Genomic DNA, 19,774 nt, shown 5'->3' with positions numbered 1-19,774 from the left:
CGATCCGTGTTGACGCTGTGGTTAGGAGTTCAATCGACATAATATTTCAGCCGAATCCGGCTGACGTTTCCATTGCTAAGTTCGAATAATGCTTGCTCGGTCACGCCAGAATAGACGACCCTGTCTTCTTCTCTAATTGTCGGTTCGCCCAACGCCGTGACTACATGCTCGAATGACTGGCCCACCGCGACATCACGCGCGAGAACCCACCTAGAGGATTGAATATCAATCCAAATGACATGAAGCTGCTGAGGATCACCAAACACGCGATACCGGGCTTCCAGACCTCCCTGAAACTGAATGGTGCAATACGTCAAAACCCCATCTGCGTGGGGGTTTTCGACGTCCTCACAGCTTTCATCAAGAACCTTGGCAGTTGCCCGAAGACCTCCCTGGGATGAGTCATCGAGAAATATGGGGGCACGGTGAATGTAGCGATCAATTTCGTCCATTCGCTCAAGCATCGCCTCTTGCTCCGGCGTCAATTGAGCGGATACGAAGATAGGTACGAGAGCCAATAGCAAGAGGATCCACCTCATGCGATACTCCTAACGCAAAGCTGAGCGGCGGGCTTGAAGCGGAGCGGAAAGCCCGTCCGGCGCAGGCCCGGCCAGGGCCGGAGCGAACTCGAGCGACTGGTTAGGAAGTTTAGTATTCATCACCCCAATCCAGGACCCACCGGCCATCTTCATAAAGTACCTCGGCAAGCTGCCCGCACTCCAGGCAATGTGCCCAAAATAGCCTGCCTTCGCGCACAAAAAGGGCAGAGAAGTGCGTGTCGACTGTGTACTCAGAAAACACCACCTCAATTTCATCATCTTGCAGATTCGAGGCAATGAGAATCTTATAATCCTGGCCCGCCTCCGTTTCAGCCAGCCCTACCTCCCAACGTAAAATCTCAGATGACTTGTCGATTGACATATCAACGCGAAACATCGCCCGCTGTTCGGCCAATTCTTGACACTGGGAAGGCGAGAATACGTTGTCAGATCCACAGTCAAAAATCGCAATTTTCTCAAAATCCACCCTTAGCGTATCAACCGACTGACCAAGGTATCTCGTATCGCTAGGGGTAACCCGCTCAGTCACCCACCACGCCTTGCCCGGGGCATCCACCGCCACAAGAATGAAAGCTAGGGAAAGAAAGAGCTTCATGATTCGACTTCCTAACGCCCAGCGTAACCGGACGGTTTACCCTGTGCGAACGCAGAGGGTAAACCGGTCCGCGTTCACGCTGTTGTTAGACCATAAACTGGGTGAACTCACTGCCTGTTATTCGTTTTCCACCATCTACCTATAGCACCAAACAGCCGACTAATTGGACCTTGCCGATGCCTATCTACAATTTTAAATAGGCTTTGCAAGTTCTTCTCTAACTGCGCCAGTTGCGAAATATAGGCGGACCGAGCTCGCTCAGGGACTGGGCCATACCGTGAGTTCTCAACATAAACCGCCATTCCGGCGTAGATCTGCGTCAACCCCTGTACCAATCCCGAAATACCCCCCAATGATTTACTGATGTCCGCCGCTCCCTTCCGGGCTTCCCAATCCGACACATCTGATAAGACTTGATCATAATCCTGCGGAAGGGTCGGCGGAGAAGGCGGAAGCTCCTTGAAATCACCTTCGTCAAGGTCGAACAGTGCCTTGATACTTTCTATCCCACCCGCCTGTCGCCACGCCTTTGATATTTCTACATCAATAAAAATATCTTCCAAGACCCGCCAGACCCTAGAGAATACGCGACGTTTTTCCTCATTCGTCTTCCACAAATAGACTGCAAGCGCAGTAAATGTACTGAGCGCCCAGCCGATCAGTAGAAAAACAAGGTTTTCAACCGCGGAACTCGACACCCGGAATCTCCTTGCTTGGTCTAACGTCCGCAACACCGGACAAATTGCAGCGAAGCGGAAATTTGGTCCGCGTGCTTGCGATTGTTATAAGCCGAATTGGCCACCAAATTCATCTATGAGTTCTCCTGCCTTAAACACCTGAACTACATAAGATCGATTCTCTGGATTCAGCTCTACAAAGTAACCAAGCTCATAGCCGCACACATGTTCTGGGTGTGCTTCCCCATCGTAAGACCAAACACCATCAAAGCTAGATTTTGTCAATGCCCTCAATCTAGATCTATCACTAATTTTTTCTTCTTCTGGTCGCTCAGATTTCTTCATTTCAATGGCAATAAGATTATCTTTCCTCATGACTTCGCCGCGACTATGCAAGATTAAATCACAAGTGATAGTCACTACTTGCATGTCGTCATCGAGGATGGTTTTCACCCTGCCATTTTGCTTTCGATTATATTCTGGGTCTGCATAGTATCCGGGGTAACCATTTTCGTTGGCAAACACTTGCAAAGGCATAGCCAACCTAGCGCAAAGATTTCGCTCGCTCACCCCACTTAGTATGTTTTGAGCTTCGGCCTCGAAAAAAGCCTGTAAAGCCTCATTGAAAACTTGAGATAACACGAACTCTCCTTGGCTTATATTGGCTTATAACGTTTGCCTTAACCGGCGCGGCCACTGAGCCAGCCCGGCGAAGCCGGCCCGGAGCTTGCCCCGCGTCCGGTTGAAGGCTTTGTTATGTGCTCAGCGCTCCGGTTCCCAGCCCAGTATTTCATAAAACTGATGGGCAAAATGGTCCTGCTTTTCCTCAAACGGACATACCCTCTTGGGATATTCAGCAAGGAACCGGACGAACTCGTGGTATAGATCAAGAACCCAGCCGTCTCTTCCGATTTCTTCGGCAAATCCGACCATTTTGTCTCCATACATCTCCTTCTGAAAATGGTAAACCGCATTCCTCGCACGCTTAAGCAAGGCAACTCCCTGTTGATGTTTCATCAGGAGTCTATCGATTTCTGAATCCTGCAGCTTGAGCTCCTGCCATCCTTCTATTGCGACATACATGGACGCAAAAAACTGGAACGAAATGGCCAATGATTCAGCCGGAGTCTCGTCTTCAGCACATATCCAACGGTCACCGTTTAATTGTGCCCAGTGAACATAGTGCCCCCATGAGGCTACTTGCTTAAGTTCTGTCCAATCCATAAAGGCACATAACGCTTGGGTTAACCGGCGCCGGCACTGAGCTTGACCGGCTTTGCCACCGCGGAGCTTTCCGGCGTCCGGTTAAACCCTTTGTTAGCGCAAATCAATTCCTGAAACTCAATGACAAAGAAATCCCGTCTATCGCTTCGTTCAATGCTTCTAACTTGCATCGCTTCAGTTGGTCGCCATCTCGCGGAGTGGAAAAAACCCGAAATTTCCTTGGAGTATTCTCCGAACCCTTCCTTTTCTCTTTGTTTTTCTGGTCGATCTGCCAGGGAGTCCAGGTTCTGAAGCCGTTGCACCAACGCACGATCGCCCTCGAGCGTTACCTTAAAGATCCCCTGTCCGCGCCCTGGCCTTATTAGAACGATACGACTAGTAGTAACATTCCGGCTCGGACCAGACGAAAATGGCGTGGCCAGATGACCGATATGCCGTGTTTCCGGTGGAAACTCGACCTGAAAGTCACCCTCAATATCAGGACCAACGGACACTGACTCGTAATAGGTGCCATCCTTCAGCTCGTCAGCCACCAAATCTCGAAATGCCTCTGGCACACCATAGAAGACTGGCGCTACCAATACCATCGGACTAAGTTCACCACACGATTCTAGGGGATCAGGCTTAACCAATATCTCGAGAACAGGAACATCAGCAGACTGATGAGCAATCCCAATACATCCACCAAGCGCAGTGGTCAGAAGAAGCGCTGAAATGAACCAAAACTTACTCATCAATAGACACCGATTCGCATGCGCTAACAGTTGATTGTACGACTGGCGCGTTTATTGGGGATAACGCGCCGTCTCGATAAGTCCGTCGCCAGGTAGTTCGGTGCCCGGCGATTCGTGTTTTCTTTCAATAACATAGCGCAAACTTCGGGGTTTGGCGTCCGGGGATACCTTGACAGTCGCATTTTCCTCTCCCAATAATACTGTATATCCATACAGTTACCAAAAGGGGAGGTGGCGAGATGGGTCAGTGGCGATCTGGTGGGAGATCGGTGGCGGCTGCGGGGGCGGACGCTGCGCGGCAGGAAGGCCGGGAGGGGCGGCCGCGTTTGCGGGAACAGGTGCGGCGGGTGATCCGCACTCGGCGTTACAGCCGTCAGACCGAGAAGAGTTATTGGTACTGGATACGCTATTTCATTCGCTTCCACCGAATGCGCCATCCGCGGGAGATGGGGGAGGCGGAGGTGGCGGAGTTCCTGAGTTTTCTGGCAACGGAGCGGCATGTGGCGGTTTCGACTCAGAGCCAGGCGCTGAATGCGCTGGTGTTTCTGTATCGCGCGGTGCTGGAGCGGCCGCTGGGTGAGATTCAGGGCATCCGGCCGGCGAAGCGGCCGCGGCGCTTGCCGGTGGTGTTCAGTCATGAGGAGGCCATGGCAGTGATTCGGCGCCTGGAGGCACCTTATCAGTTGATGGCTTCCTTGATGTATGGCAGCGGGCTGCGGGTGACGGAGGCGGCTCGGCTGCGCATGAAGGATGTGGATCTGGGGCGTGCTGTTCTGACGGTTCGGGATGGCAAGGGGAACAAGGATCGGACGACGATATTGCCGACTGCCGTTACAGGAGCGCTCAGGGAACGAATGCAATGGGTTGAGACGCAGTGGCGACGAACGCCACTGGATCGGCGCCAGCCGGTCAGTCTTCCCTTTGCTCTGGCGCGAAAATACCCCAATGCGGCCACTTCCCTGCCCTGGCAATGGCTGTTTCCCGCGCCGGGCCTGAGCCTGGACGACGAGGACAGGGCCGTTCGTCATCATCTGCATGTGAGTGCGGTTCAGCGCCGCGTGAGAGAAGCGGTTCGAGCCTGCGGGATCGGCAAGCCGGCCAGCTGCCATACCTTCCGACACAGCTTTGCCACGGAATTGCTTCGCGGGGGTGCGGACATACGCACGGTGCAGGAGCTGCTGGGGCATGTGGATCTGAACACGACGCAGATCTATACCCATGTGCTCGGAACGGGCTTTGCCGGGGTGCGCAGTCCGATGGAGATGATCTGACGCTTCAGGCGGTGGCTTTCGGGGTTTGATGGCACGGCTCCCTGTGCTCGACTCTAATGATTCACCTCAGTGTAGCTGTCGGTACCAGGGCCCGCCATGTTGCTTGGTTTCCAGGCATTGCCGGCAGCCGCTCAGGCCTTCTTCACCCTGGGCGGTGTCGTTGAGAAACTGCCGGCCCTCAGCCTCGGGCTTCCCGGATGTATAGACCCGAATGATTACTTTGTCTTATACGCAAGACATTGGGGCCCTGATGTCTTACGTATAAGACGCCTAAGCCGTGAAGAAGCGATATCGTGCTGCCTGGGGGAGAATACTCGGACGCCAGACACCACGGCCCGGAACACCCTTCAGTGTCCCGGGCCGTGTTGCGTGTGGGTTCGGGCCGATTCAGCTCGCCTTGCGAAGATCGACCTTTTGATCAAGCTTGTCGAAGGCCTGTTGCAGGTCGGCGATGATGTCGGCCGGGGTTTCCAGGCCCACGGAGAGGCGGACGAGATCATCGCTGATGCCGTGTTCGGCGCGTTCCTCGGGGCTGAGCACGGAGTGGGTCATGCTGGCCGGGTGCTGGATGAGGCTTTCGGCGTCGCCCAGGGAGACGGCGCGGCGGATCATCTGCAGGCTGTTCATGAGGGTGCGGCCGGCTTCCACGCCGCCCTCCACATCAAAGGCCATGATGGCGCTGAAGCCGTGCATCTGCTTCTTGGCCAGCTCGTGCTGGGGGAAGCTTTCCAGGCCCGGGTAGTAGACCTTCTTCACCCTGGGCTGGGCTTCCAGCCAGCGGGCCACTTCCATTGCATTCCTTTCCTGGCGCTCCATGCGCACTTCCAGGGTCTTCAGGCCGCGCATGAGCAGGAAGGCGGTGAAGGGCGACATGACCGCGCCGGTGAAGTCCTTCAGGCCGGTGAGGCGGACATGAAACATGTCTTCCTCACTGCCCAGCAGCACGCCGGCCACCAGGTCGCCGTGACCGCCCAGGTATTTGGTGGCGGAATGGGCGACGAAGTCCGCGCCCAGTTCGATGGGGCGGGTGTTGACCGGGGTGGCATAGGTGTTGTCCACGGCCACGCGGGCACCATGCTTTTTGGCGATCTTCGACACGGCCTCGATGTCCACCAGGTCCATGGTGGGGTTGGCCGGGGTTTCGAAGTAGACCATCCTGGTCTTGTCGCTGATGGCGGCTTCCAGGTTGGCCGGGTCGGAGAGATCCACATGACGGACCTTGATGCCGAACTCGGTCAGGCCGTGGTTGAAGAAGGCGTGGGTGCAGCCGTAGAGAGTGGTATCGGCAATCATCTCATCGCCGGGGCGCAGGAAGCTCCACATCAGGGCGGTGATGGCGCCCATGCCACTGGCAAATCCCAGCGCGGCCTCGGCGCCTTCCAGGGCGGCCATGCGCTTTTCCAGCAGCTCCACGGTGGGGTTGGAGATGCGGGAATAGAAGTGGCCGGCCTCTTCGCCGGCGAAGCGGGCCGCGCCCTGCTCGGCACTGTCAAAGGCGAAGGTGGAGGTGACGTGCATGGGCGGGGTGAGCGCGCCCTGCTCTTCCAGTGGGTCGTATCCGTAATGGATGGCGCGGGTGGCGAAACCCGAGTGCTTGTCTGCGGCCATGGTGCTGCTCCCGTCGTCTTGCGACTGTCTTCCGTTGGCGATGCCCTGATGCTATGCCCTATTTCGGGGCATTTGCTTGCAATTCATGGCGCCTGGGCGCAGTCTTTTGGCAGATTCTGCCAATAGAGAAGGAATATGGACAAGATTGACCGCAAGATCCTGCGTGAGCTGCAACTGGATGGCCGTCTGAGCAATCAGGAGCTGGCCCAGCGGGTGAACCTCTCGCCCTCCCCCTGCTTGCGGCGGGTGCGGCGGCTGGAGGAACAGAAGGTGATCCGGGGCTACACGGCAGTGGTGGATCAGAAGGCCTACGGCTACCCCATCACGGTGTTCGCCCGGGTGGCCCTGGAGCGCCACGACACCGAAACGGTGGCCGAGTTCGAGCGCCGGGTGAAGGAGATCGACGAGATCATCGACTGCTTTCTGATGACCGGCCAGCGGGATTATCTGCTGCGGGTGGTGGCGTCGAGCCTGGAGGATTACGAGCGCTTCGTGCGCGATACCCTGCACACCATTCCGGGTATCGGCTCGATCGATACCAGCTTTGCCTATGGCGTCGTGAAGCGCTCACCGGCGCTGCCGCAGACCTGAATCGTCCCTGTCACGGTGATGGCGACGGGGGCGATTCCAGGCCCGGACCGGGGCGATGGCGATTTACAGCGATTCGATATGACGGACCATGCGCTGGCGCATCTCCTGATCCGGCAGGCGACCCAGGGCAGCGCCCATGTTGTCGGCCATGTGGCGGGCGCGGCTGGTGGCCGGTGTGGCGGCAGTGACCACCGGGCTGGAAACCACCCACTTGAGGAAGAACTGGCCCCAGGTATGGGCGTCGAATTCGGCCGCCCAGTCCGGCACTTCCTTGCCGTCCACCTTCTCCCACAGGCGGGTGCGGCCAAAGGGCGCGTAGACCAGCACGCCGATACCCTTGTCTCTTGCCATGGGGAAGATGCGCTCTTCCATGGTGTGGTTGTCAATAGCGTAGTCCACACCAATGAAATCCAGCTCGTACTGCTCCATTACCTTCTCAAGCTGTTCGTACTGGCGCGGGAAGGTGGTGGTGACGCCAATGTAACGGATACGCCCTTCGTCCTTCTGTTCCTGGAGAATCGGGAGCTGGGTCTCTACATCACCCAGGTTGTGCACCTGAATGAGGTCAATGGGATCCTTGCGCACGTACTCGAAGGAACGTTCCAGCTGAGCCATGGCTCGTTCCGGGTCGGCGGCACCACCACCACGCGGTGCCACATTGAGCTTGGTGGCCCAGAAGATTCGCTCCCGGATTCCGAGCTCGTTGACGATGCGACCGGCCACTTCCTCGGAACCCCCGTAGCCGGGGGCGGTGTCGAAGACGCTGTTGGCGTGCTCGGACAGTTTGGCGAACACATCACGGATTCGATCATACTCTCCTGCCTCTGCCACGCTGCGGAAGGTGGCGGAGCTGCCCAGGCCCACCACCGGCACCGCTTCGTCAGTACCGGGGATGGTGCGTGTAATCAGTGGCAGCTCGCGATCACCGGCCCACATGAGGCCGGGCTTCAGGGCGAGGGCCACCCCGGCGGCAAGACTCATCTTCAAGTATTCACGACGTGTGATCATGCAATGCTCCTCCTTATCAATGGGGGGCACGGCCTGGCAGGCCCGGGCCCACTAACCTCGCCCTGTCCCCGGGCTCAGTGACGATTCGGGTGACGCGTGACCATCACCGCCGTTCGCGGCGGGCTGGTCACCGAGATGCTGCCCGGCCAGTTTCTGCTGGCTGCGTCCAAGCCACAGGGCCAGGCCGGCCCAGACCAGCGCCAGTGGTACGGCCACACTGGCCACACCGGCCAGCCCCATGCCCAGACGCCCAAGCAGCCCTTCCACCTGGGCACCGACCACGTCACCGCCACGATAGACGAAAGTATCGATGAAGGCCTTGGACTTGTACTTGTCTTCGCGGCTGGTCACGGTATAGAGGGTTTCGCGGGCCGGGCGCTGAATGGCCCGCTGCACGGCGCGGAAGACCGCTTCAAACACGATCAGAGCCGCCAGCGATCCGACCACGGCCAGGCCGATGAAGCCGAGTGCCGCCGTGATGGGCAACAGGGCAAGCGTGATGTGAACCCCCAGCCGATGCATGAGATGACCGGCAATCAGGGCCTGCATGATGAGGGTGGCCACCTGAGTGATGAGATCGATGCGGGCAAAGACCGTGGTTCGGTAATCCAGATCATCACCCAGTTCGGCCACCATCTGCAGGCGCGTGAAATAGAGGAAGGTGGCCATGATGGCCAGGATGACCGCGTAGGCGGCGATGCCCATGAGATAGCGGGATCGGAACACCGCCTTGAAGCCCTCCCAGGCACTGCCACCAATCACGGCGTGTTCGTCCACGACCGGCGGGGCCTCCGGGTCGGAGGCCAGGTCCGGGCTGCGGCGGTGGGGCTGCTGCCAGGCCAGTATCCAGGCAATGACCACGGCCAGACCGAGAAAGGCAGTGGAAATCAGCAGCAAGGCCGGCGTACCCAGGGGATCCGCCAGCATGGACGCCAGCCAGGGACCGAAGATGGCGCCACAGGTGCCGCCCACGGCGATCATGCCGAACAGGCGCTTGCCCTGCTCCAGGGAAAAGCGGTCGGCCATCAGGGCCCAGAACACCATGGTGACAAAAAGATTGAAGACGCTGAACCAGACGTAAAAGACCTGACCGGTCGTCACGCCAATGACATCCGGCGTCACGGTCATCAGCATGTAAAAGACAATCAGGCTGAGGCCAAAGAAGCCATAGGTGGCACTGATGAAATAAAGGCGTGGCAGGCGGCTGACCAGCAACCCGAAGAACGGGTTCACCAGCAGGGTAATGACAGCCGTTCCCACGAACAGCCAACGCACGGCCTCAATGCCACCCTGCAGGCCCAACGCTTCGCGCGCGGGACGCAGCAGCATGAGCGCGGTCAGTACGCAGAAAAAGAACAGGCCGGCCAGAAAGACGGACAGAACCTCACTGCGCCGAACGTTGAAGAACTGCTGCAGGTAAGCGGGCATGAAGTTTCCTTCAACCAGGCTGCCCCGGCCTTGTGCATCACGGGGATCAGCACCGTGATGTGAGCAGAATCAGGACGAACTCGAACAGATTATCGACCTTAGTCCCGTTTCAAGGCAAAACGGTTCCCCCCGGCCCGGGATTTCTGCCGTGGCCACTCAGGAAACCTCCGACTGATCCATTTGCCCCGGGCGTTGACGTCGACAGGGCCTAGGACGATTCATCCGAATCCGTCAGGCGCCGGCCCAGGCGAAAACGGCACACCGTGCCACCACGCACCATGCACTCCACGTGCTCGACCTGCCGTCCACTCAAACCTTCCATCAGAGCGAGATCCATTCGGCAGACTTCTTCGTGGCGGCTGGCAAGGTGGTGGTAGATGCAGTTGTGGGCATCGATGAGGGGCAATTCGGCACCGGGTTCCGGCTGGCTGTCGGCCTCATAGCCCACCTCCTTCATGAGTTCGACCAGCGCATCAATGCGTGCCGCTTCACTGCGTCCCTGTACCCGCTCACGAAGCTGGTCGGCCAGGCTGGCACCCAGGCTCTCCATGTAACGGCCAAGTACCTCGCCACCACTCTGATCCTTGATCATGTTGATCAAAAGATCACTGAACATGGCGTAATGCTTGGGAAAGAGGTGAATGCCATCGGCGGTCAGGCGCCAGCCATGGGAGGGGCGGCCGCCCGTGGAAGGTAGTGTCTGACGCTCCACGTACCCGTCCCGCTCCAGGTTCTTGAGGTGCTGATCCACTGCGTTGCGGCTGAGACCCAGACGACTGGCCAGACTGTCGGCGGTGAGGGGTTCGGGCGCCGCCAGCAGCCGCCGCATCAGCGTCTGCTGGCGATCGGAAAAGGCCGCCAGTGGTGGCAATCCCGGTTTGCTCATGAACACGGCCTCCTGTCGGATTCGCTTTAGTTTGTACCAAAAATACTGGAAAAAGCGGTGTTTTGGACTACGCTCAATATCAAGGGTACCCCGCCCTTGTCCGCCCGTGTCAGGGCTGCCTGACAGTCACCACACCCGGTGAACCGGGCGACGGTTCCCCCCGCCCCAACCGGGATGGGGGATATCATGACCAGTCTCGCGCACCACCATCGTACTTCGGCCCCACGTCTCTCGCTCGCCATCAGTCTGACGGTCATCTCATTCGGCCTGACGGCTTGCTTCAGCAGCAGTTCCGGCAATGGCGATGACAGTAATGGGGGCGCGCTCGAGCCGACCCTGGCGTCCATTCAGGCAAATATCTTTACCCCCATCTGCACCGCTTGCCACATCGGGAGCAGTGCCCCGGAGGGCCTGCGCCTGACACAGGGTCAGTCTCACGCCCATCTGGTGGGGGTGCCAAGCAATCAGGTTGATCTGCTGCGTGTGGAGGCCGGGAATCCCGAGGACAGCTACCTGATTCACAAGCTGGAAGGCCGTCAGGCCGTCGGTGCTCGCATGCCCCAGGGCGGTCCGTTTCTCAGCCAGTCGGAAATCGCGGTGATCCGCCAGTGGATTCAGGACGGTGCTTTGGCGAATGTGGCTGGCTCGACCGCCGCGGCAAGTGTGCAACTCGCCTGGCCCCCGGACGGCAGCCACATCCATCACCCGCCGGATCCGCTCATTCTCCAGTTCGACCAGGAAATGGATGCCAGCCTCATTCATGAGGCTTCGATCCAGCTGATATACCGGGATACTCATTCCCCCGACACGACAGCGTCAGTGAAAGCCACCGATCTGACCCTGCGCATCAGCCATCTGGCTCCAACAACGGTATTGATCACTCGCGGCGAAGGGCAGTGGACTTCCGGGCACTACGAAATCCGAGTGGCGGGCAGCGGCCACTGGCCTGTACGCACACGCGCTGGCGAACCCATTGACGGCGATGGAGATGGTCATCCCGGTGGAGATTATCGCACCACCTTTGAGTTGAGCATGGAACCGTGAACGCCCGTAGCTGCTCACTGGGAAGCAGGAGAGAATCTGGCGCCCGCAGCTATTTGCTCCTCATACTGTTCTGCCTGGCGCTGCTGTCGGCTCCACCGTTGGGTGCCGAACCCTGGATTGCCGTGCAAACCGGAATGAAATGCGCCAATTGTCACGTCAACCCTGCCGGCGGTGGCATGCGCAACACCTACGGCAACATCTGGGCCCAGAACAGCCTGCCGGCCAGACAGATCGAGACGCGCGAAGGCCCCTGGACCGGGATGTTGAATGCCTATGCCGCCATTGGCGCCAATCTGCGCGCCAATGCCGTTTACGACGAAATACCCAATCAGGAAAGTGGCTTTGCCTTCGAGCACGAGGAAACCCGCCTGTATCTTCAGCTGAGCCCCCTGCCCGATCGTCTTGAAATCTATATCGACCAGCGCATGGGGCCGGGGGGTAGCAGCAATCAGGAAGCCTTTGGCCGCTATCGTCTTGCCAACCGGGAATGGCACGTGACGGCGGGGCAAATGTATCTGCCCTATGGTCTGCGCCTGGAAGATGACTCGGCTTTCGTGCGCCAGACCCCCGGCATCAATTTCAATACACCCCAGGCCGCGGTCTCGGTGGGATGGGAACCCCGCCGCTGGAGCATCCAGAGCACTGTCTCCGAGGGCAGTGATGCCCGGCGAGGCAAGCAGCTCAGTCTGCGTGCGGAGCATGTGCGTGAGCGGTGGCGTGCCGGCGGCAGTCTCAACAGCAATCATGGCGATGATGGCACACGCTGGATGCAGAATGCATTTGCGGGGCTGCGTACGGGGTCCATCGCCTGGCTGGCCGAGATCAACCATATCCGTGACGACAATCTGGCTGACGACACCCTGCGCCAATGGCTTGGCCTGGTGGAGGCGAACTGGCTAGTCCGGCAGGGACACAACCTGAAGCTCACGCTGGAGTATCTGGATCCGGATGTGGACGCGAGGGGTAATGATCGGAATCGCTACAGCCTGGTGTGGGAGTGCGCACCCATTCCCTTTGTGCAGTTGCGGCTGGGCGCCCGTCTCCATGATGGGCCTTCGGAGATCGACTTACACAATCGCTCCCGATACTTCCTGCAGTTCCACAGTTTCTTCTGAACCAGGGAGAGCGATGGCCGCATGGACCGCCCCTGTCGGGCGGGGAGGTAACCATCGTGTTCCGCATACACCCCTCGTTTCGACCTGCCCTGCTGTTGCCGATCACACTGCTGGCGATCTCGATGACGGCCTGGGTGGTTACTCCTGCAGTTCGACCGGGAAATGGATGCCAGCCGCCTGCACGGGCAATCCATCCAGCTGTTTCGCCTGACTGAAACAGACACCACACCGGAAGTCATGCAATTGATGGACAAGGCGACTGTTCGAATCACCCGCCTTGCTCCGGCGACGACGGTGGCACTCGCGCTGCCGCATGCCGAATGGCAGGCCGGCCACTATGAACTGCGCGTGATCGGTGACCCGGCTCATGGTGTCAGCGGTCGCCACGGCGATGCGCTGGACGGCGATGGTGATGGCATGGCCGGTGGCAACTACAGCGCATTCTTCGAGCTGCGCTGATTGCCGGCTGGCATCACCCCGACGGATTCGTCGTCAGCAGGTGGCGAGTGTGGCGCGCGATGACGGCCTGCTCGTCGGTAGGCAAGACGTAAACGGGCCGGCTGCCGCTGGAGTGAATACGGGCGGCATTGGTCTCCTTGGCCGGCTCATCGAGGTCGAAATCCAGCCAGGCCAGGTACTCGACGATGGCCCGGCGCACCGGCGCGCAGTTCTCGCCAATGCCGGCGGTGAAGACCAGTCCGTCCAGCCCGCCCAGGGCCGCGGCCAGGGAGGCGATTTCCCGGGCCGCCCGGTAGCAGAACACGTCCACGGCACGGGCGGCGGATGCCTCGCCGCTGGCGAGAAGTTCGCGCATGTCATGGCTGATGCCGGACATGCCGAGCAGGCCGGAACGGTGGTATAGAAGATCCTGCACCGCCTCCACGCTCATTCCCTGCTGTTGAATGAGGTAGAGCACTACCCCCGGATCCAGGGCGCCGCAACGCTGCCCCATGGGCAGGCCATCCAGTGCCGTGAAACCCATGCTGGTGGCCTGACTCCGACCATCCTTCATCCCGCAGAGACTGGCACCATTGCCAAGATGGGCGACCACCACCCGGCCCCTGGCCAGAACCGGATCTTCCTCTCTCAACCGGCCGGCGATGTACTCGTAGGAAAGTCCGTGAAAGCCATATCGCAACACGCCGCGCTCCTGCCACTCCCCCGGCAGGGCGAACTGCTGTGCCACCCAGGGCTGGCTGCGATGGAAGGCCGTATCGAAACAGGCCACCTGGGGCAAGTCGGGGCGCCGCTGCATGAGGTGACGCGCAGCGGCCAGGTTGTGCGGCTGGTGAAGTGGCGCCAGACCTGAAAGATCATCCAGCTCCTCCAGGCGGTCGGCGTCAAGGATGAGTGGTTCGCTGTGCCGTGTCCCGCCATGAACCACACGATGTCCCACGGCGCGCAGGGAGCGGTGTCCGACATTGGCGTCAAGCCAGTCCAGGAGCCGCTGCAGGGCCTCGGCGTGATCACCCCTATCCAGGGTCAATGTTTCATCGTTGGTGTCCTTGCCATCGCTGATGTGCAGACGGGCGCTGTTCCCGCCCAGCCCATCCGCCTGCCCTCGCCACAAGGGGGACTCGCCATCCATGGGATACACGGCAAACTTGATGCTGGACGAACCGGCATTGAGCACCAGCAGACGGTCTTCGCTCATGATTCGCGCTGCTCCCGCATCGCCTGTTCACGACGATCCTTGGCGGCTTTCACCATGAGCTGGGCGATGGCACAGGCGGCCATGCGTGAGAAACGGTCATCGGCCCGGCTGGTGAGAACCAGGGGGACGCGTGCACCGAGAACGATCCCGGCCGCCTCGGCCCCCGCCAGGTAATGGAGTTGCTTGCCCAGCATATTGGCCGACTCCACATCCGGCGCCAGCAGAATATCGGCCCGGCCGGCAACGTCGCCGCCAATCCCCTTGGCGCTGGCCGCCTCTTCGGAAATGGCATTATCGAAGGCCAGTGGGCCGTCCAGTCGACCGCCACGAATCTGACCGCGCTCGGCCATCTTGCACAGGGCTGCCGCATCCACGGTGGATTGCAGGGCCGGATTGACCTCCTCGGTGGCTGAGATGATGGCCACGCGTGGCCGGTCCGTGCCCATGGCCTCGGACAGTTCAATGGCATTCTGGATGATGTCGGCCTTGGTCATGAGATCGGGGCGGATGTTGATGGCCGAATCCGTGATGAGCAAAGGCCGTGGATAGCTGGGTACATCCATCACCCAGACATGGCTCATGCGTCGTCCGGTACGCAAACCGGCATCACGCGGCACGATGGCCCCCATGAACTCGCGAGTATGCAATGAGCCTTTCATGAGGGCATCCACCTCGCCCTCTCTGGCCATGGCGGCTGCCCGCTCGGCCGCACCATGGCTGTGCTCTGTTTCCTCGATGGCAACGTCGGCCAGGCTGACACCCGCCTCTTCCGCGCAACGGCGAATGCGATGGCCAGGCCCCACCAGCACCGGTTGAATCAGACCCTGATCACGGGCCTCCAGCGCACCACGCAGGCTTTCCTCATCCACGGGATGCACGACCGCCATGGTCAGCGGTGGCAAGCCCTCGGCCAGTTTCAGCAGGCGCTTGAGCTGCACCCGCTCGCTCTTTCCGTGACGCCCCTTGCCAGTCATGGATCGGTTCTCCCAGGTAGTCCGCTTCCCGGCCACTTTACCGGATATGCGCTGGCGATTGAGCGTTACCAGGCGAGGGGCTTACAACCCCCGCTGCTTCCGTCTGCCCTCGGCGTTCAGCGTCAACTGGCTGAGTGGTTGCGGTCGGCTGATTCCGTAGCCCTGGACCATGTCGACATTCATGCTTCGAAGCTCAGCCAGAATAGCGTCGTTCTCCACATGCTCCGCGATGGTCTGCTTGCCCATGATGTGGCCCAGGTCATTGATCTCGGCCACCATTGCCCGATCCCTGGGGTCATCAAGAATGTCGCGGACGAAACTGCCATCAATCTTCAGGAAATCGGCGGGCAAATGCTTGAGATAGGCCATGGAGGACTGCCCGATACCGAAGTCGTCCAGAGCAAAGCGACAGCCCAGTTCGCGCAGTCGCCGAATGGCGCCACTGGCGGTGGACAGGTTGGCAATCGCGGCGGTCTCGGTAATCTCGAAACAGAGCTTTTCGGTGGGCACACCGGTTTCCCTGACCCGACGTGAAAGCCTGTCCAGAAAAGCTTCATCACCCAGGCTGCGTCCGGACAGGTTGACGGTGAACAGGGAGATACTCTCCATGGTGCCCGGGTTGGCCTTGACCCAATCGAGCACATGGTCGACGACCCACCGATCCACACGATTGGCTACGGAGTAGCGTTCTGCCGCCGGCATGAACAATCCGGCTGAAATTCGCTCTCCTTCCGGGGAAAGCATCCGCAGGAGAACCTCCAGGCACAGCCGCTCGGGGTCTCCCACGCATTGAATGGTCTGATAATGAAGTTCGAAGCGATCTTCTTCCAGCGCCGCCAACACCTGCTTGGCCCACCGCATTTCACCATGACGCTCCAGCAATCGGTCATCATCGGCCTCATAGACATGAATCCGATTACGGCCTTCGTCCTTTGCCGCATAGCAGGCGGCATCACCCTGTTTCAGCACATCACCGGCGCTGACTGCGTCTGGCCGGATGGAGACCAGCCCGATACTGGTGGTCACGCGATACACGCCCTCCGCAATACGAAACTCCATTCGCTCCACACCACGGCGCAGCGTCTCCGCAACCCGATTGGCCTGATCCGGGTCAGTGTCCGGTAACAGCACCGCGAACTCATCCCCGCCAAGACGGGCAATCCGTTCACTGCTGCCCAGCATCATTCGCATTCGCAATGCTATCTGACGCAGCAGGTCATCGCCGGTGGCGTGATCCGTGGTTTCATTGATCAGTTTGAACTGATCGATATCCAGGTGAAAAAGTGCATGTTCACGACCTTCCTGGCGGCTGCTCTCGATCAGCCGGGCCAATTGACGCTCGAAATCGGTTCGATTGAGCAGACCGGTAAGCCGGTCATGACGACTGTGATAGTCCAGCTCCTCCGCCAGTTCGCGTACTTCCGTGAGATCCTGGGCAATCAATATGAAATGTCGTGGCTCTCCGTCCGTGCCACGAACGAGGGTAAGGGTTGCCGTCACCCAGACCGATTGACCGTCCCGATGCTGAAGGCGAAGCTCAAGCTGAAACACGGCGTTTTGCTGTGCAAGGCACTCTTCCATGCGTCCTTCAAGCCGCTCCAGATCCGACTCATGTGTCACTGCAGACAGGACTTGCCCCTCAATGTCATCCCGGGTCAGGCCCAGCATGGCGCACAATCGGCCGTTGACGGAGAGAAGTTCACCGTCAAGGCCCAGGCGTGCAATGCCCGCACCGGCGTGTTCGAACGTTGCCCGTGCATCCGCCTCGCTTTCCCGCAGCGCCCGCTCGGTGGCCTGCCTTGTCTTGAGCTCCCGCTGCAGTTCACGGGTACGCTGAGCCACCTGGCGACGCAGGGATGTGATCCAGACCAGGGTCATCAGGCCAAGCATCACCATCAACGCCATGAGCCAGCCCAGATACCGCAACACGTCACCCCAGCCGGGCCCCGATGGGGGCCCCAGCCACTGGTCATAAAGGCGATTGAATTGACCACTGGCACGCAGGGCAGCGATATTTTCGTTCAGGAGGTCGAGCATCTCCGTATTCCCGCGCCTGACCGCCAGTGCATATTCCACCGGAAGTATGGGTGGCCCGGTGGTCGTCAGATTCTCGAAACCCAGTTCCCGCAAGACCTGGCGACCGCCGATCTGGCTCACCAGGGCAGCGTCATAACGCCCGCTGGCGAGCAGGCGAATGGCATCCCGCTCGGTTTCCACCAGGACGGGGTATATCCCCAGATCGGCATCCTGAATCACATCGTGGGCATAGGCGGCACGCTGAACGATGACCTCTCGGCCAGCCAGGTCATCAAAGGAGTCAATTCCCGTCTGACCGCGGGGCACGAAGAGCTCGTGGTAAACCATGACATGGGGTGTGGCAAAATCCACTTCCGCCGTGCGACGTTCGGACACGAACATGGGAAGGATATCAATATCACCCGATTCAATGCCGCGACGGCGCAGCTCCCAGGGCCCCAGATCAACCTCCAGATTCCAGCCCTCCCGCTCGGCGATGGCCTGAACCAGGGCGACATTGAAGCCCTCTGCCTTGCCGTTGTCGTCAAGGTACTCGTAAGGGGGGTAGCCATAGTCTCCACCCAGACGGACGACTCGTGCCTCGTCCGCCCACAGCGAAGAAGAAAGGCAAAAAACGGGCAGAGCCCAAAAGCAAACCAGGAAATACCGCACCACCACTCTCCCCAAGAACCGGAAGGCCCCCCCTTTTTCTCAAGCCCCTGATTCAGATTAGTTCACGGCTTGCCCAACTTCCATGCTGAAGGCACTGCCGGGAGATGCGCGAACGGCAGGCTTCGGTACAATAGCCCGCCATGAACAACCTCGACTTCTCTCTCGACGCCGCCCGGCGCCTGGACCGGGACGACCCGCTCGCCGAATGGCGGGCGGCCTTCCATATTCCACCGGGCCCGGATGGCTCCGACTGCCTGTATTTCACCGGCAACTCTCTGGGGCTTCAGCCCCGGCGGGTGCGGGAAATGCTGCAGGAAGAGCTGGACGACTGGGCCAGGCTGGGCGTGCAGGGGCATACCGAGGCCCGCCGGCCGTGGATGCCCTATCACGAGAACTTCACCGAGCTGAACGCCCGCCTGGTGGGGGCAAAACCCCATGAAGTGGTGCAGATGAACAGCCTGACGGTGAATCTGCACCTGATGATGGTGAGCTTCTACCGCCCCACGGCCGAGCGCCCGGCCATCCTGATCGAGAAACCGGCCTTTCCCTCGGATCGCCACGCCGCGGCCTCCCAGATCCGCTTTCACGGCTTCGATCCGGAGCGGGATCTGATCGAGATCGGCCCGCGTGAGGGCGAGGCCAATATTCGCCCGGACGACCTGATGGCCCTGATCGAGGAAGAGGGCCATCGCATCGCCCTGGTGCTGCTCCCGGGCGTGCAGTATTACAGCGGCCAGGTCTTCGACATGGCGGGCATTGCTCGGGCCGCCCAGGCCAAGGGGGCCAAGGTCGGTTTTGATCTGGCCCACGCCGCCGGCAACATTCCCCTTCAGCTGCATGACTGGGGCGTGGACTTCGCCGCCTGGTGTTCCTATAAATACCTCAATGGTGGCCCCGGCGCGATCGCCGGCTGCTTCGTGCATGAACGCCATGCCGAGGACGAGTCCCTGCCCCGCTTTGCCGGCTGGTGGGGGCACGACAAATCCAGCCGTTTCCGGATGGGCCCGGAGTTTCATCCCATTGCGGGCGCCGAGGGCTGGCAGCTCTCCAACCCGCCGATCCTGTCCATGACCCCGGTGCTGGCCTCCCTGCAGATCTTCGATGAAGTGGGCATGGAAGCGCTGCGGGAAAAATCCCTGAAGCTGAGCGACACCCTGCTGGCCTGGCTGGACGAACGCCTGGCCGAGGAAGTCGAAGTCATCACACCACGAAACGAGCAGGAGCGCGGCTGCCAGCTGTCACTGCGGCTCAAACAGGGCGATGGGCGCCAGGTGTTCGAGGCACTGGAAGACAACGGCGTCATCTGCGACTGGCGCTACCCGGATGTCATCCGCATCGCCCCGGTGCCCTTGTACAACCGCTTCGAGGACCTGTATCACTTCGTGGGGCGGCTTGATAAAGCCATCAAGGGCTAAAACAGGGGAACCACCGAAGGGGGCATGACGGGTTCCGATAACCCCCTGTAGGCGCAGGAGCCTCTTCCCGTTGCTTACGCACACGCAGCCAAGGGGATTTTTTCTCTCGCGAGGCGCAGGGAGCGTAGTGTAGCCTCTGTGCTACATAAGCGAGCTGCAACGACGTCGAGAGGGAAAATCCCCTTGGCCCTTCGGGTTGGCACAGAGAGCACCTGCTTCGGCGTTGCATTGCTTGCCCGTAGCCCGCGCTACTGTGCGGCGCAATGCGCCTTGAATCAGGCGCTCTCTGTGCCAACTGCGTG

General features: G+C 59.8%; 19 protein-coding genes. 6 read left to right on the top strand and 13 right to left on the bottom strand.

Annotated elements, in window-relative coordinates; genetic code table 11:
- Nucleotides 1–29 precede the first annotated feature (29 nt).
- From RBH19_RS11410 to RBH19_RS11385, 6 genes are all read right to left on the bottom strand, one after another.
- Complete coding sequence (locus tag RBH19_RS11410) at nt 30–539, bottom strand: hypothetical protein (protein ID WP_306728987.1); 510 nt, start codon at nt 537–539, stop codon at nt 30–32.
- A gap of 109 nt (nt 540–648) precedes the next feature.
- Entirely contained in the window at nt 649–1,155 is a 507-nt protein-coding gene (locus tag RBH19_RS11405) for a hypothetical protein (protein WP_306728986.1), read from the bottom strand.
- 107 nt (nt 1,156–1,262) lie between these two features.
- Nucleotides 1,263–1,853 carry a hypothetical protein gene (locus tag RBH19_RS11400; protein ID WP_306728985.1) on the bottom strand — a complete coding sequence of 197 codons (591 nt, stop codon included), beginning with the start codon at nt 1,851–1,853 and terminating at the stop codon, nt 1,263–1,265.
- 84 nt (nt 1,854–1,937) lie between these two features.
- Nucleotides 1,938–2,474, bottom strand: coding sequence for a hypothetical protein (locus tag RBH19_RS11395; RefSeq protein WP_306728984.1), 537 nt, complete (start codon nt 2,472–2,474; stop codon nt 1,938–1,940).
- A 120-nt stretch (nt 2,475–2,594) separates the two neighbouring features.
- Entirely contained in the window at nt 2,595–3,056 is a 462-nt protein-coding gene (locus RBH19_RS11390) for a hypothetical protein (RefSeq protein ID WP_306728983.1), read from the bottom strand.
- Between the two features lie 20 nt (nt 3,057–3,076).
- Nucleotides 3,077–3,790, bottom strand: a complete 714-nt coding sequence (locus RBH19_RS11385; protein WP_306728982.1) for a hypothetical protein — start codon at nt 3,788–3,790, stop codon at nt 3,077–3,079.
- 269 nt (nt 3,791–4,059) lie between these two features.
- Between RBH19_RS11385 and RBH19_RS11380 the strand changes: the two genes are divergently transcribed.
- On the top strand, nt 4,060–5,061 hold the full coding sequence (locus tag RBH19_RS11380) for an integron integrase (RefSeq protein ID WP_306728981.1): 1,002 nt from the start codon (nt 4,060–4,062) through the stop codon (nt 5,059–5,061).
- Between the two features lie 387 nt (nt 5,062–5,448).
- Here RBH19_RS11380 and RBH19_RS11375 read toward each other — a convergent pair whose 3' ends face one another.
- Nucleotides 5,449–6,669 (bottom strand): methionine gamma-lyase, encoded by a 1,221-nt coding sequence (locus RBH19_RS11375; RefSeq protein ID WP_306728980.1) that lies wholly within the window; start codon nt 6,667–6,669, stop codon nt 5,449–5,451.
- Between the two features lie 135 nt (nt 6,670–6,804).
- On the opposite strand from RBH19_RS11375, the gene RBH19_RS11370 reads away from it, so the two are divergent.
- On the top strand, nt 6,805–7,260 hold the full coding sequence (locus tag RBH19_RS11370; RefSeq protein ID WP_306728979.1) for an Lrp/AsnC family transcriptional regulator: 456 nt from the start codon (nt 6,805–6,807) through the stop codon (nt 7,258–7,260).
- 63 nt (nt 7,261–7,323) lie between these two features.
- Here the strand turns inward: RBH19_RS11370 and RBH19_RS11365 are convergent, their stop codons facing one another.
- The 3 genes from RBH19_RS11365 to RBH19_RS11355 all read right to left on the bottom strand — a co-directional run bounded on the left by RBH19_RS11365 (nt 7,324) and on the right by RBH19_RS11355 (nt 10,582).
- Nucleotides 7,324–8,268, bottom strand: a complete 945-nt coding sequence (locus tag RBH19_RS11365; RefSeq protein WP_306728978.1) for an aldo/keto reductase — start codon at nt 8,266–8,268, stop codon at nt 7,324–7,326.
- Between the two features lie 51 nt (nt 8,269–8,319).
- Nucleotides 8,320–9,696 carry an NTP/NDP exchange transporter gene (locus tag RBH19_RS11360; protein ID WP_306728977.1) on the bottom strand — a complete coding sequence of 459 codons (1,377 nt, stop codon included), beginning with the start codon at nt 9,694–9,696 and terminating at the stop codon, nt 8,320–8,322.
- A gap of 208 nt (nt 9,697–9,904) precedes the next feature.
- A complete protein-coding gene (locus tag RBH19_RS11355) occupies nt 9,905–10,582 on the bottom strand; it encodes a helix-turn-helix transcriptional regulator (protein ID WP_306728976.1) in 678 nt (225 codons plus the stop codon).
- A 186-nt stretch (nt 10,583–10,768) separates the two neighbouring features.
- On the opposite strand from RBH19_RS11355, the gene RBH19_RS11350 reads away from it, so the two are divergent.
- From RBH19_RS11350 to RBH19_RS11340, 3 genes are all read left to right on the top strand, one after another.
- Nucleotides 10,769–11,626, top strand: a complete 858-nt coding sequence (locus RBH19_RS11350; RefSeq protein WP_306728975.1) for a hypothetical protein — start codon at nt 10,769–10,771, stop codon at nt 11,624–11,626.
- Nucleotides 11,627–11,760: 134 nt separating this feature from the next.
- Nucleotides 11,761–12,741, top strand: coding sequence for a hypothetical protein (locus tag RBH19_RS11345; protein ID WP_306728974.1), 981 nt, complete (start codon nt 11,761–11,763; stop codon nt 12,739–12,741).
- 162 nt (nt 12,742–12,903) lie between these two features.
- Entirely contained in the window at nt 12,904–13,200 is a 297-nt protein-coding gene (locus RBH19_RS11340; RefSeq protein WP_306728973.1) for a hypothetical protein, read from the top strand.
- 13 nt (nt 13,201–13,213) lie between these two features.
- On the opposite strand, the gene RBH19_RS11335 is transcribed toward RBH19_RS11340, so the two are convergent.
- From RBH19_RS11335 to RBH19_RS11325, 3 genes are all read right to left on the bottom strand, one after another.
- On the bottom strand, nt 13,214–14,395 hold the full coding sequence (locus tag RBH19_RS11335; RefSeq protein WP_306728972.1) for an acetate/propionate family kinase: 1,182 nt from the start codon (nt 14,393–14,395) through the stop codon (nt 13,214–13,216).
- On the bottom strand, nt 14,392–15,369 hold the full coding sequence (locus RBH19_RS11330) for a bifunctional enoyl-CoA hydratase/phosphate acetyltransferase (RefSeq protein ID WP_306728971.1): 978 nt from the start codon (nt 15,367–15,369) through the stop codon (nt 14,392–14,394). Before RBH19_RS11330 ends, RBH19_RS11335 begins: the two co-directional genes overlap by 4 nt.
- A gap of 81 nt (nt 15,370–15,450) precedes the next feature.
- Nucleotides 15,451–18,057 (bottom strand): EAL domain-containing protein, encoded by a 2,607-nt coding sequence (locus RBH19_RS11325; RefSeq protein WP_306728970.1) that lies wholly within the window; start codon nt 18,055–18,057, stop codon nt 15,451–15,453.
- A gap of 140 nt (nt 18,058–18,197) precedes the next feature.
- Between RBH19_RS11325 and kynU the strand changes: the two genes are divergently transcribed.
- Entirely contained in the window at nt 18,198–19,472 is a 1,275-nt protein-coding gene (gene kynU / locus RBH19_RS11320) for a kynureninase (protein ID WP_306728969.1), read from the top strand.
- Nucleotides 19,473–19,774: the final 302 nt, after the last annotated feature.

This window comes from Natronospira bacteriovora (assembly GCF_030848495.1).
Taxonomy (GTDB): Bacteria; Pseudomonadota; Gammaproteobacteria; order Natronospirales; family Natronospiraceae; genus Natronospira; species Natronospira bacteriovora.
This window is presented reverse-complemented; position numbering and strand designations above follow the sequence as displayed.